Origin of the sequence: Paenibacillus sp. IHBB 10380 (assembly GCF_000949425.1) — a bacterium.
In the GTDB taxonomy this organism is placed as follows: Bacteria; Bacillota; Bacilli; order Paenibacillales; family Paenibacillaceae; genus Paenibacillus_AQ.
Genome location: NZ_CP010976.1, coordinates 701,885 through 714,695, shown reverse-complemented (window position 1 = coordinate 714,695; position 12,811 = coordinate 701,885). Strand labels below are relative to the sequence as shown.

10 protein-coding genes are annotated in these 12,811 nt (G+C 43.0%); 1 reads left to right on the top strand and 9 read right to left on the bottom strand.

Annotated features, from left to right (window positions below; translation table 11 throughout):
- Nucleotide 1: 1 nt before the first annotated feature.
- The 3 genes from UB51_RS03030 to sigK all read right to left on the bottom strand — a co-directional run bounded on the left by UB51_RS03030 (nucleotide 2) and on the right by sigK (nucleotide 3,636).
- Complete coding sequence (locus UB51_RS03030; protein ID WP_234405530.1) at nucleotides 2-1,477, bottom strand: hypothetical protein; 1,476 nt, start codon at nucleotides 1,475-1,477, stop codon at nucleotides 2-4.
- Nucleotides 1,453-2,760, bottom strand: coding sequence for a DUF2399 domain-containing protein (locus UB51_RS03025; protein WP_044876016.1), 1,308 nt, complete (start codon nucleotides 2,758-2,760; stop codon nucleotides 1,453-1,455). Before UB51_RS03025 ends, UB51_RS03030 begins: the two co-directional genes overlap by 25 nt.
- A gap of 177 nt (nucleotides 2,761-2,937) precedes the next feature.
- Nucleotides 2,938-3,636, bottom strand: coding sequence for an RNA polymerase sporulation sigma factor SigK (gene sigK, locus UB51_RS03020; protein WP_044876015.1), 699 nt, complete (start codon nucleotides 3,634-3,636; stop codon nucleotides 2,938-2,940).
- 160 nt (nucleotides 3,637-3,796) lie between these two features.
- Here sigK and UB51_RS03015 point away from each other — a divergent pair, with 160 nt between their 5' ends.
- Entirely contained in the window at nucleotides 3,797-3,985 is a 189-nt protein-coding gene (locus UB51_RS03015; protein ID WP_044876014.1) for a hypothetical protein, read from the top strand.
- A gap of 70 nt (nucleotides 3,986-4,055) precedes the next feature.
- Here the strand turns inward: UB51_RS03015 and UB51_RS03010 are convergent, their stop codons facing one another.
- The 6 genes from UB51_RS03010 to UB51_RS02980 all read right to left on the bottom strand — a co-directional run bounded on the left by UB51_RS03010 (nucleotide 4,056) and on the right by UB51_RS02980 (nucleotide 12,784).
- Nucleotides 4,056-4,352, bottom strand: coding sequence for a hypothetical protein (locus UB51_RS03010; protein WP_144406942.1), 297 nt, complete (start codon nucleotides 4,350-4,352; stop codon nucleotides 4,056-4,058).
- A 775-nt stretch (nucleotides 4,353-5,127) separates the two neighbouring features.
- Nucleotides 5,128-5,556, bottom strand: coding sequence for a PaaI family thioesterase (locus UB51_RS03000; RefSeq protein WP_044876012.1), 429 nt, complete (start codon nucleotides 5,554-5,556; stop codon nucleotides 5,128-5,130).
- An 83-nt stretch (nucleotides 5,557-5,639) separates the two neighbouring features.
- Nucleotides 5,640-7,310: an AMP-binding protein gene (locus UB51_RS02995; protein ID WP_044876011.1), complete on the bottom strand. Its 1,671-nt coding sequence runs from the start codon at nucleotides 7,308-7,310 to the stop codon at nucleotides 5,640-5,642.
- Nucleotides 7,311-7,378: 68 nt separating this feature from the next.
- A complete protein-coding gene (locus UB51_RS02990; RefSeq protein ID WP_044876010.1) occupies nucleotides 7,379-9,148 on the bottom strand; it encodes an acyl-CoA dehydrogenase family protein in 1,770 nt (589 codons plus the stop codon).
- A 32-nt stretch (nucleotides 9,149-9,180) separates the two neighbouring features.
- Nucleotides 9,181-10,362, bottom strand: a complete 1,182-nt coding sequence (locus UB51_RS02985; RefSeq protein ID WP_044876009.1) for an acetyl-CoA C-acyltransferase — start codon at nucleotides 10,360-10,362, stop codon at nucleotides 9,181-9,183.
- Between the two features lie 25 nt (nucleotides 10,363-10,387).
- Nucleotides 10,388-12,784 (bottom strand): 3-hydroxyacyl-CoA dehydrogenase/enoyl-CoA hydratase family protein, encoded by a 2,397-nt coding sequence (locus UB51_RS02980; protein WP_044876008.1) that lies wholly within the window; start codon nucleotides 12,782-12,784, stop codon nucleotides 10,388-10,390.
- Between the last annotated feature and the right edge of the window lie 27 nt (nucleotides 12,785-12,811).

Genomic DNA, 12,811 nt, shown 5'->3' with positions numbered 1-12,811 from the left:
TTCATCCGTCAAGCTCATCATCACTCCTTTCATCTATATTTTCTGTGGCCCTATTCTTTATAGTGCAATTTTTTTTATTCTTAACCACTTGATTCATATCATCACGATCCATCCAATCCCATTCCTTGTCATACAGAGAGGTTTGTACTTTTAAATCATCCGTAGCTTCCTCCAATATTAACTTCTTACTGCCTACCAACGCAGATACCGCAGTAAGCGCATTAATCGCATCTCCCCACGCCGTAGATGTTGCTTCAATCATTACAGTCTCTATAGGCGCAGCCTCCACTTCCTTCATAAATACTTCAATCGCTTCCGTTTCAATCATGGATTTGGTAAGCAACCATTGCGAATCCCCCATCATATCTTCTAATTGAGCAATATCCATTTCCTCATTTACATATTCGATTTCCTGGACGTCTTCTTGCATTAAGTCAACAATCGGCTCATAGTTTTCTAGATACTGTATGGCTTCACCAATTGCTTCTCCTGAAAGAGGAGCAGCGAATTTAATCGGAATCCATAAACCATCCATAGACTCACCCTCGTATTCATTTTGCTCCATAAAGCTCATAATTTGATGTGCATTGGGAATGTCTGATTCTTGAGGCGGATCATACATTTGTGTAATAAATGTCCTTACTTTTTCCGGATTTATCGAGGACAATAGCATCGTTTGCTTCATCATCGTGAATTTAAGATATTTATTGATCATCCCCATGCTCAAATTCGTGCCGTCTGCAAGTGCAGAAGTTCCTGACTGCATTAAATTGCTGAGTACCAGACTGTCCTCTAACGTATGGAATTGGCGAAAACGCTCCGACAATTTAATTTCTAATTCCTGCATCAGCTGATGTATGATCTCTAGTTGAGGTAGCGCATTACGGTCAGCTAGCATCTCTAATTCTCGTTCTTTCATCAATTGAATTGCATTTTCAACGTTGCGAATCATACTAGCAATTTTATTACCACCGGAAATGCCATGATCGTCATATGCTTCGCTAAGCTCAGCATCCCGTCTAGCTTGGAATAACGATCTGCCAATATCATCATGCATATAATAGGCTAAAGAATCATTTGCAAGACGTATGAGTGTATCCATCATCCGCTTACCTACATCCCGCATTTTTAGCTGTCTTGTTTGTTTGGATATCCAGTTATACTTCACAAGAACATTTACAATTTGTTCGACCTTTTTCTTACTTGGTGGTTCAAGGTCATCAAAGCGGTTACGATAACGAAAATATAGCGTATCTGCGTTTTCAATCGGATCATCGAGTCCCAAAGCTTCTTCATTAATCAATTGAATAATACGAAGAAATCGTAAAATTTCGATAGGTGTCTGCAGGAAGTTTTGTGAGTTGAGATCATTAAGAACCCCAGATAACAAGGCAATATCCCTTAATGCCTGATGCATTTCCGGTTTGGATTCGTTTGTTTGAAAAATTGAAATTAATGGTTGATCCAGCTTCTCCAATCATCTGCCTCCCCTAACACGATCTCTTGTTCTGATTTCATATCTTGTAGTAAACTCTCCATGCTCTGTTGATACTCCGACCAATTGGTTATTATCGAGTGATCCAGACAGATCCATTTATGCCGCACAGCGTGTCCCATGAGCGATTGAAACATCTCTCCTGCAATTTGCAGTCCAGCTTCATCATAGTCGCTCCAAAAAATCGTTTGGTCGATACTACTATTCAGCAACAATTGTCTGATGAAATGTTTATGCGCACTTCGAAGATGACCATCTACACAAACTATCAATGAATTTGTCTCCTGCAAGAAATGAGGTTCTGCTGACATCCGAGTCAAAATGGCTCGATTCTCAACTAACCAGAGTGTTGTTGCTCTAGTTGAATAATGGTCTTGTGAAACCGAAATATTAGTTAAGGCATGCACAGGACCTGCTCGAAAATTCGACCACGTTCCTTCAAGCTCTCCGGCAAAATAGATTGAAGTAATTTGTCCACCACTAATCATCCCTAACGTTTCCAGCGACTGACCACTTATCGTCTCCAAAATGTTAAGAAACACTATTTTATACGCATCAAATGCCTTAGAGCCTCCAATACCCGGGTAGTAATGCGCGCCAATTTCTTTCCAATCAAATATCTCTTTGCTACTAGAAATCAAGAGAAATGCTAATAAAAAGTTTAAGCCGTCGATTCGTTTAGATATACTCCAATTCGCTGGGAAAATATACTGATCTTCTAGATCATTAGGGCTCCATTGTAAACTACCTGACAAGAATAATGCCAAATCTTTCAACTGAAGTAATCGTTCGTCATGTAAATACGTGATTTGTTCCATTTTCTGCGCAGCATTCGACTGATATTGCGTAAATTGATTTAAAAAATCCCGATGCTCATCCGTTTGCTTATTTAATAAATATACATATAATAAATAGCCCATGCGGTACTGAATTCGTTCTACAGATTTCCCATCGCGTTTAAAACGAACTTCTTTCAAAATCCATCCTTTATGAAGCCAATCAAAAGTTTGTTGATTATCGTCTAGTGAGGCACGTTTTCCCACTGTCCAACTTAAAAGCTGCTGATCCGGGAGGGCTCCAACAATTGAGGAATACTCTCGAGCAACTGTAATGATCCCGACTCTTCTTATCGTACGTGCTGTTCTTTTTACAATATCTATATCTATAAGTGAAGTTTCGCCTATTGTCCTTGGCATCTCTAGCTGCTCATCTTTTTTCAAAAAAGATTGGCTAATAAACGAAACAACATCATCAAAATTTTGCACTGAAGCCTCCTACACTAAATATTATTTGTATTTTTTAAGCTCCTTGTACAGTATACAAGAAAGCAAGAATCCCTACGATGATATCCTACGTTTATTTATGTTGCAGTAACAAAAATAGCCAGTAGGATTGAGACATTAGTATCTCATCCCTACTGGCTATTATCCTACATTTTCAAGTTATCTTTTCGCCTTATAAAACTCATGATACAGCTTCATCAGCGCTCTCTTCTCAATACGTGAAACATAACTCCGACTAATACCCAGCTCCTTCGCGATTTCCCGTTGGGTCCGTTCCTCTCCGCCCTGTTCCAGCCCAAAACGACCTTTAATGACTTCCTGTTCGCGTGGGTCCAATATATCTAGGTTACGATAGATTTTACTCTTCTCAATCTTCAGTTGAACGAGATCCGCCACGTCGTCTGCTTCACTACCTAGAATATCAATCAATGTAATTTCATTTCCTTCTTTATCAGTACCAATTGGATCATGGAGAGATACATCTTTTCGTGTCTTTTTGAGAGAACGTAAATGCATCAGTATTTCATTCTCAATACAACGAGCAGCAAAAGTGGCCAACTTGGTCCCTTTATCTGGCTGGTAACTCTCAATAGCTTTAATCAGACCGATCGTCCCGATCGATATAAGGTCTTCCAAATCCTCGCCTGTATTATCAAATTTCTTAACGATATGTGCCACTAGCCGCAAGTTATGCTCAATGAGCAGGTTACGCGCATGCCCGTCACCTTCAGACATCAGCTTTAAGTATTTGCTCTCCTCCTTCTCAGGTAAAGGCTGTGGAAAAGCGTTGTTTTTGACGTACGACACAAGCAGTGACAGCTGTTTAATGAACAGTGCAATTGTCGCGAACAGTCCCATAGATCGGACACCCCCAAGCTGGATTACCAGGGATGTCACGTTCCCCCCGGCGCTCAATTAAGTCGATTCTTCATTTATATGAGGGCTCCTGCCTATAAGTGCATGTACGGGAAACGAATAGCATAAAATAAAGCCGGAAAGTGTAGTGGAGGCTATAGCGTTGAATTCCATCATAGCTTCAACGGTGGTAATTACATATCTAAGCCAAACCCTCAAACCGCCCAACTTTCCACCAGAAACAGCCATCTCTTTAGATTTAGCATTGCCAGAGAAAAAAACACCCCTTTCATTCCTCGATGAAAAACAATGTGATTCTCGCCAGCTCAGCTATAGTAGTGCAAGTGATTAATTCCATCCTTATCATAAATAAACGACCCCTTTGTAATCATTCTGGTCGTTTAAATTACTCTCTATTTCTTTTAACCTCTAAAATATTGCTTAATAATTTGAACCCACATCCGGAGCAAGTCAGCCTGATATTTAAGGACATTATGCTCTATTTCCAACACAATTTCTCCGGTTGATTCACTATTGTCGATAACGATCAAGTCATCAATATGATACAAATGGGAAACCAGATTTTGAATTGAGGTTGTATGCCTTCTTATGATATCTTCGGTTGGATTATCGTGACCGCCATAGATTTCAATCCACGCACTCGTGTAGAGTGCGACGGCAAGACAATCTGATACAAGCCAAGTTAGATCGAATTTCAATCCACGCACTCATACAGAGTGCGACGTGATCCTTCCGGACAATCGTATTGTATTCGTGATTTCAATCCACGCACTCATACAGAGTGCGACTGCGAAAAAGTAATGAACAAAGTAGATTTCAACCCATTTTAAAGTGAAAATCAATGAATCCATCCTTTTTTTCTCATTTTTAAATCCAATATTATCCAAACGAAGGCTATTATTCATTCTTTCCTGGTGCGAACCTCCTAGGGAATTCATGTGTGCTTCAGGTTCGCACTAGAAAATCAATGATCCCTCAAACATCTAAGCTCGACTTTATCTTTGCATGTTTGTCCATATGTTTATCATCGTTTTCTAGTATATCATACCTGCTAATTAACCAAAATAAGGTATTGATAATTTGAAAAAGACGACCACCATTTACAAAGTTCAAACACTCCTAACGAAAAAGATGTGAATCGAATCGTTGATGAGAATTAGGTTATAATGATTACACTAGAAACCTATTTAAGTAATGATGCAGTTTTTTTTAAAAGGCCCTATTACGAGAGTCTCTTAGCTTCACAATAAATGGAGAAATAGCATCATTTGGCGATATTCGGTAGTTGTTAAGTAAGTTGCCGCAAATTACCAGAATACACAGTACCTCACACAAGTGGTAACCAGCCTACTGATGTTACTTATTATTATGTAGCCCTGCTATAGCAAAAGTTCGCTGACAGATTGTTGTCAGCGAACTTTTTTTAGGTTGATAGGAACACCTTTAATCATTTATATATTCACAATCATCATTCTAAGCAGGTTTATTAATCACACGGAAGGTTCCCGTTCCAAAAGCGCATAAATCTCCGTTCTCCGCCCTTGCAAAAGCTTGAGTTGTAATCATTTTACGAGAACTATGAATGATTTCTGCGGTTACAAAAACCCGTCCTCTCTCTGTCGGTGCCACATAGTTCATCGTTAAATTGCTTGTGACTACGTTATCATTCGGTCTGGCAATCATCGCAACCAATCCCATCGCTGAATCGATTAACGTCGCATGCACGCCTCCATGAAGAATACCGATTAGATTCAAGTGATGCGGTTTAATTTCAATGGAAACGATCACCTTTGACTCACCTAGTTCTTCAATTTCACACCCCACGAATCCCCAGAATGTAGATTCAGCTATTTTCCCCCAATGTTCAAAGTTAGGATGTACACCATCTGAATCCGTTTTCATTAAAAGTCCTCCTCACTTTTTCCGCTCTCCTAATTTCACCTCATACATGGGTCCATCGACTGGAACTCAACATGCTTGGCTTGTTACTTAAGCGTGTTATCCGTATCTTCGTCAATCAGTTTCCGTCGCAACACTTTACCGACCAATGTTTTTGGAAATGTAGCACGAAACTCATAAATTCTAGGGACTTTATATACCGCCAGTTTTTCTTTACACCAACGTTTTAACTCTTCCTCATTGGCTGTAGATCCTTCTTTTAGTATAATGAACGCTTTCACTGTCTCACCACGATAAGGATCCACCACACCCGCGACAACGGCTTCTTCCACGTCCGGGTGTTCGAATAGTACTTCTTCCACTTCTCGTGGATAAATATTGTACCCTCCGGCGATAATTAAATCTTTGCGACGGTCTAATATATAAAAGAATCCGTCGGTGTCCATCCTTGCCAAATCTCCCGTATAGAGCCAGCCATCACGAAGTGCTTTATTCGTTTCATCCGGTTGTTGCCAATATCCCTTCATAACCTGTGGACCTCGGATAATCATCTCACCAATTTCACCCTGTGGCATTTCTTCTCCAGTATTCGGATGAACGATACGAGCTTCCGTATCTGGAAAGGGAATGCCAACAGAACCGGCTTTGCGCTTCTCCCAAAGGTTGTTCGCATGCGTTACCGGTGAAGTCTCTGTCAGTCCGTAACCCTCGATCAACGTGCCACCTGTAATACTCTCGAACCGCTCCTGCACTTCATGCGGTAAAGAGGCAGCGCCACTAATACAAATTTTGACGGAAGATAGATCGAATTTATGAACATCAGGGTGGTTGATAACTGCAATATACATGGTAGGTGCTCCGGGAAATACAGTCGGTTTCAAACGGTTCATCGCCTTAAGCACCTGACCTATGTCGAACCGTGGAATTAGAATTAACGTGCCAGCCATATGAACAGATTGATTAAGTAACACCGTCATACCGAAGACATGGAAAAAGGGAAGTGCTGCTAAGTAGCGTTCTTTCCCAATTTCAGCGCGGTAAAACCAGAGCTTACTCTGAATGGTGTTGGCTACCAGATTCGAATGTGTAAGCATGACACCCTTAGCGAAACCCGTGGTCCCTCCTGTATATTGAATGAGTGCCAAATCCTCATCAGCGTCAATTGAGATATCAGTAGGCGTTGCCGTTGACTTTTTCAAAAATGGAAGAAAAGACAGGACACCGTTACCGTAAGTGACCGGCTTCCCCGTTTTCTTAGTTTTCAAAGGATATAACCAATTTTTGGGGAATGGCAGATAGTCCTTAATGGAAGTCACTAGAATATAATTCAACGGTTCTTTCTCCGTCGACTTCTTCACCCGATCGACTAGAACATCCAGCGTTACAATGATTTGTACACTAGCGTCCTTCAACTGGTACTCCAACTCGCGTGGCATATAAAGAGGGTTCGTCATCACAACGATGCCGCCCATTAGAAGCGTTCCATAATACGCGATCACCGATTGTGGGCAGTTCGGTAACATAACTGCTACTCGGTCTCCCTTACAAATACCCAGCTTGAGCAGAGCATTCGTAAACCGGTAAACCGAATCCAATAGCACTTTGTAAGAGATCTTATTCCCTAGGAAATCCATGGCTATCTTCTCTGGATATAATTCTGCGGATTGCACCAAAAACTGCGCCAAATTCTGCTTCGGATAATCAAATGTTATGGGTACTTCAACCGGATAATGTTCTAGCCAAGGTTTATTTAACATGCTGGTCACCCCATCCTCAAGAATCCGTTATAGAGGTTGCTCAAAAAGTCGACTTTTTGAACACGTATTTACAGAACGTATTTTTCCGCTTCGATCACTTTAGCAGCAATTTTCCGTTTCAAGCCTAACGTGTTTACCTGTGTTCTTCTTGTCATCTTTTTCAGCACGGAGAGCCCAGTTCGAAGTGTGTCTCCGGATTCCATGGCTGCAAGTGTTTCTTTGGCCCAACATTCGATCCGATCAAATTCTTCATGTATAAAGGCCACTGTCATATGAATCGCATTTATGGCTTTCGCTTCTCCAACTTGATCCATCATCTTCAGGGTACGTAGTAAAGCACTTTCCATGGCGAACACGGTAATCATCATATCTGCTAGATGGCTTAGAATCTCCTGTTCCTGCTCTAACTTCATTTGATACTTTTGCACGGCCTGCGCACCAACCATTAGGAATATCTTCTTTGACATGGACAGCATATGGGTTTCTTGCTCAAGCGTACCTTCGAATAATTGACCCGGAACTAGGCCTAATAATTCTGATTGTAATGCTAACGCTTTTTGCATCAAAGGTAATTCGCCCTTCATCGCCCGCTTGATCAACGTACTCGGAATGAGTAAACGATTAATTTCATTCGTCCCTTCAAAAATACGATTAATTCGCGAATCCCGATAATTGCGTTCAATGCTATATTCTTGAATGAATCCATATCCTCCGTGAATCTGCACGCCTTCATCCACGACGAAATCGAGCGTTTCGGAACCAAATACTTTGTTAATAGAACATTCCAGCTGATACTCCGCAATAGCCTTGGCCGACTGATATCCCACATTTGGACTATCATAATCCACTTCAGCTAAGCCAATATCGAACAGACCCGCCGTTCGGTAAACCATACTTTCTAACACATAAGTTCGCATGTTCATTTCCGCCAGTTTCTTGCCGATTAAAGGAAAAGATGAAATTTTACGATCAAATTGCGTCCGCTCATTGGCATATTTAGCAGCATACGCGATCGAATCTTTCGCACCCCCGACGCATCCTGCGGCCAATTTGAAGCGCCCAATATTCAATATATTAAAGGCAATCAAGTGTCCTTTGCCAACTTCCCACAACAAGTGATCAACCGGAACTTTAACATCCTCCAGAATCAACGGACACGTGGACGAACCTTTGATTCCCATCTTCTTCTCCTCCGGACCAATGCTCACACCATCCATCGTACGCTCCACGATAAATGTACTAAAGGCCGTACCATTTACCTTCGCATACACGATAAAAATATCAGCAAAACCTGCATTCGTAATGAATTGCTTACTCCCATTCAGAACGTAATACTGGCCGTCCTCCGTCAACGTAGCCGTCGTTTTGGCACCAAGCGCATCCGATCCAGAGGATGGCTCCGTTAGACAATAAGCGGCAATTTGTTCACCCGTGACCAGCGTCGGCAAATACTTCTGCTTCTGCTCTTCCGTACCGAAATAAACAATGGGAAGCGTACCAATCCCTACATGAGCGCCAAAAGATAAGGCAAAAGATGACGCCTTTGTCAGCTTCTCATTAATCAACGTGGAACTCACTTTATCCAGCCCTAAACCTCCATAGTTCTCTGGAACTTCAGCACCGAGCAGACCTATCTCACCAGCCTTTTGCAACAACTCCACCGTCAACTCGTAGTTCAGCTTTTCAATTTCCTCATCCCTTGGAATAATCTCACTAGCCACAAATTGTTCCGTCGTCTCCGCAATCATACGATGCTCTTCCGTAAAGTCCTCCGGTGTCACGATTTGTCGGTAATCAATATCCTCAATCATGAAACTTCCGCCCAACACTTTGCTCATCGCTTTCCTCTCCTTTGCCTCACGAGTGAATTTTATTGCGGATGAACTTCGAATACACCGGCTGCTCCCATTCCACCTCCAATACACATGGAAACAACACCATAACCCCCTCCGCGGCGCCGTAGTTCTTGAATGAGCGTGGTCGTCACTTTCGTGCCCGTGCATCCAAGCGGATGTCCGAGTGCAATCGCTCCACCGTTCACATTAACTTTTTCCTCGTCGATGCCGAGTTCGCGAATCACATGTACACATTGGGATGCAAAAGCTTCATTAATTTCAAATAGACTAACGTCTTCAAGCGTGATTCCGGCCATTTGCAATGCTTTAGGAATCGCTTTGACGGGTCCTACTCCCATGAATTCCGGCTCCACACCCGCTAATGCGAAAGATCGAAAGGTGGCTAGCGGTTCCAACCCAAGTTCATCTGCCTTCTCTCTACTCATCATCACGACCACGGCTGCTCCGTCGCTCATCTGAGAAGTATTCCCTGCCGTAACCGACCCTCCAAATTTGAAAACAGGTTTCAGTTTACTCAACGTTTCAACCGTTGTATCAGCTCGGACTCCTTCATCGGTATCGAAAATAAAAGATTTAATCGTAACTTCACCATCATCCAGATTCTTCATCTCCGTTTGAAATGGAACAATCTCATCCTTAAATTTCCCCTCCGATATTGCCCGTGCTGCTTTCTCATGCGACTTTGCAGCGAATCGATCCTGATCTTCACGAGATACGTTAAATCTTTCAGCGACACGTTCAGCCGTGTGCCCCATTCCGATATATATTTCCGGCATTTCCTCAACAATTCTCAGATTAGGTGAAATCTTAAAGCCTGTCATCGGTACGTGACTCATACTTTCCACCCCACCAGCGATCAGGACGTCGGCATGCCCCAACATAATCCGTTCAGCCGCTAAGGCGATGGACTGTAACCCTGAGGAGCAGAAACGATTGATGGTCATTGCTGGAACCGTAACCGGAAACCCAGCGTACAGCGACATAATGCGAGCAAAGTTCAATCCCTGTTCACCTTCTGGCATCGCACAGCCAATAATGATATCCTCTACGTCTTCCTTTTTGAGACCCGGTGCTCGATCTATTACAGCTTCCAGAACGACTTTCCCCAATTCATCCGCACGTGTCTGTACTAGACTTCCTTTATTGGATTTACCGATCGCGGTACGTGCCATGGATACGATTACTGCTTCTTTCATTGAATCCCCACACTCCCTTGGAATGTTAATTTCGTAGCGCTTTACCTTTCGTCAACATATGTTGCATACGCTGTTGGGTCTTCGACTCCCCGCATAAGCTCAGGAAGGCTTCCCGCTCCAGATCAAGCATATACTGTTCACTCACAAGCGTCCCTGTTGGCATATTCCCCCCAGCCAGTACATGGGCCAGTTTCTTTGCAATTAACAGGTCGTGATCGCTGATATAGCCGCTTTCCCTCATCCCCATAGCCCCTAATTGCAGAACTGCCTTACCTTCGGAACCGGCGACCCGAATCTTCTCTTCTGGGATCGGCTCATAGCCTGCTTTACTCATCCGCAGCACAGCCTGTTTAGCTTCGTATATTAAATGATCCTGATTGGCAATAATGCGATCTGTTGGGCGAAGATAGCCTAACTTTTTAGCATCATGACCGCTGGTAGAGACTTTAGCCATGCCAACGGTTTCAAAAATCTGATTGATGTATGGCTGAAGATCTGCTTCGGGATGTCCAACACGCTGGCTTACCCTCATCGTTAGCTCTTTGCACCCTCCACCTGCAGGAATTAGTCCAACACCCACTTCAACTAAACCATAATAAGTTTCAGCTCCAGCAATGACTTGATCCGCAGGCATACAAGCCTCTACGCCTCCACCCAAGGTCATCCGATGCGGAGCAGCGACAACAGGTTTTTCGAACCTTTTTACTTTATACATCGTGTTCTGGAACATACGGATAATGCCATCAATTTCATCCCATTCTTCGTCTTGTGCTTCCATTAACAGCAACATAATATTCGCACCGACACAGAAATTCCGGCCCTGATTAGCGATGATCATCCCTTCGAAGTTATGACGCACTTCCTCCAAGCTTTGCTGAATCATCATCAGAATATCTGCACCAATGGCATTGTTAGGCGAATGAAATTCGAGGCAGGCTACACCGTCTCCAAGATCAATCAGGCTCGCCCCATCGTTTCCCTTCACAATCTTGTTCTGCTCCTTCAAGCTACTCAGTGAAATGATTTCTGGTGGTTGTTCAACCCGCTTGAAGCTCTGTTCAGACACATAAGATGTAGTCCCTTTTTCCTTCTGATAAAATGATACATTGCCCTGTGCGATCCATTCCTTGACCCACGGAGGAACAATCACCCCTTCCTTATCCATACGTTCGACAGAACTGACTAACCCAATAGCGTCCCATGTCTCAAACGGACCTAATTCCCAGTTAAAGCCCCACTTCATTGCTTCGTCGATTTCATGGATTGAATTAGCGATTTCGCCGACTTTTTCAGCGGAGTAAATCAGCACCTTCTTTAGAATGTTCCACGCCAATTCAGAATAACGATCACCTCCAGCGATTAACGCCTTCGTCTTCGCGCTTGCACCTTTTGCCAATTTGGCTGCTTCCAGCGATCCAGAAGTCACCTTTTTCTGTGGATAATATTCCATCGACGATGAATCAAGCGACCATATTTCACTACCGTTAGCACCCTTTTTCTTCAGATAAAACCCTTGCCCAGACTTCTCCCCAAGCCAGCCTCTTCCTACCATGCTAGTCAGTGTCTCTGGGGCGGTAAAAGCTGCCTTCTCCGTTTCATCTGTTACATTAGTGCACACGTTGTCTGCTACATGAACGAAAGTATCTAGGCCTACCAAATCTAATGTGCGGAAAGTGGCACTTTTGGGACGTCCCATGGCGGGTCCTGTAACCGCATCCACTTCCTCTACAGTGAACCCTTTCTCCAGCATCTCTTGCAATGTAATCAGAAGTCCATACGTACCAATCCTGTTAGCTATGAAATTCGGAGTATCCTTGGCGACCACAACACCTTTACCTAGAACATTCTCGGCAAATTTTTTCATTTGTTGGACAATCCCTGAATCGGTCCTGGTTCCGGGAATGATTTCTAACAACTTCATGTAGCGGGGTGGATTAAAAAAATGAGTTCCGAGAAAACATTGTTGAAAGGGTTCACTACAATCAGCGACCATCTCTTGAATAGATATCCCTGACGTATTAGAACTGACAATCGTTCCAGGCTTCCAATAACGTTCTACTTTGCTTAACAGCTCCTTTTTGACTTGAAGATTCTCGACAACAACCTCGATCACCCAATCCACTTCTGAAATGTGTGAAAGATGGTCCTCCAGATTCCCCGGTGTGATCCGTTCTACGAACGTATCGTCATAAAGAGGCGAAGGCGTATTCTTTTTTAATTTAGCAATGGCTCCTGTAGCCAACCGATTCCTCACCGCAGGATGATCTGGCGTATATCCCTTTTTCACTTCTTCATCCGTCAAATCTTTCGGTACCACATCCAGCAATAAACATGGAATTCCAACGTTAGCCAGATGAGCTGCAATGCCTGAACCCATAATCCCCGAACCGATGACAGCCGCCTTACGAATGGTTTTGTTCATCTTCTACTTTCCTCCAGTTCAGATCAA

Bases quoted from the DNA above. Each gene is read 5' to 3' on its own strand.
- sigK (WP_044876015.1), bottom strand. From the start codon at position 3,636: ATGGGACTGTTCGCGACAATTGCACTGTTCATTAAACAGCTGTCACTG.
- UB51_RS03000 (WP_044876012.1), bottom strand. From the start codon at position 5,556: ATGAAAACGGATTCAGATGGTGTACATCCTAACTTTGAACATTGGGGG.
- UB51_RS02995 (WP_044876011.1), bottom strand. From the start codon at position 7,310: ATGTTAAATAAACCTTGGCTAGAACATTATCCGGTTGAAGTACCCATA.
- UB51_RS02990 (WP_044876010.1), bottom strand. From the start codon at position 9,148: ATGAGCAAAGTGTTGGGCGGAAGTTTCATGATTGAGGATATTGATTAC.
- UB51_RS02985 (WP_044876009.1), bottom strand. From the start codon at position 10,362: ATGAAAGAAGCAGTAATCGTATCCATGGCACGTACCGCGATCGGTAAA.
- UB51_RS02980 (WP_044876008.1), bottom strand. From the start codon at position 12,784: ATGAACAAAACCATTCGTAAGGCGGCTGTCATCGGTTCGGGGATTATG.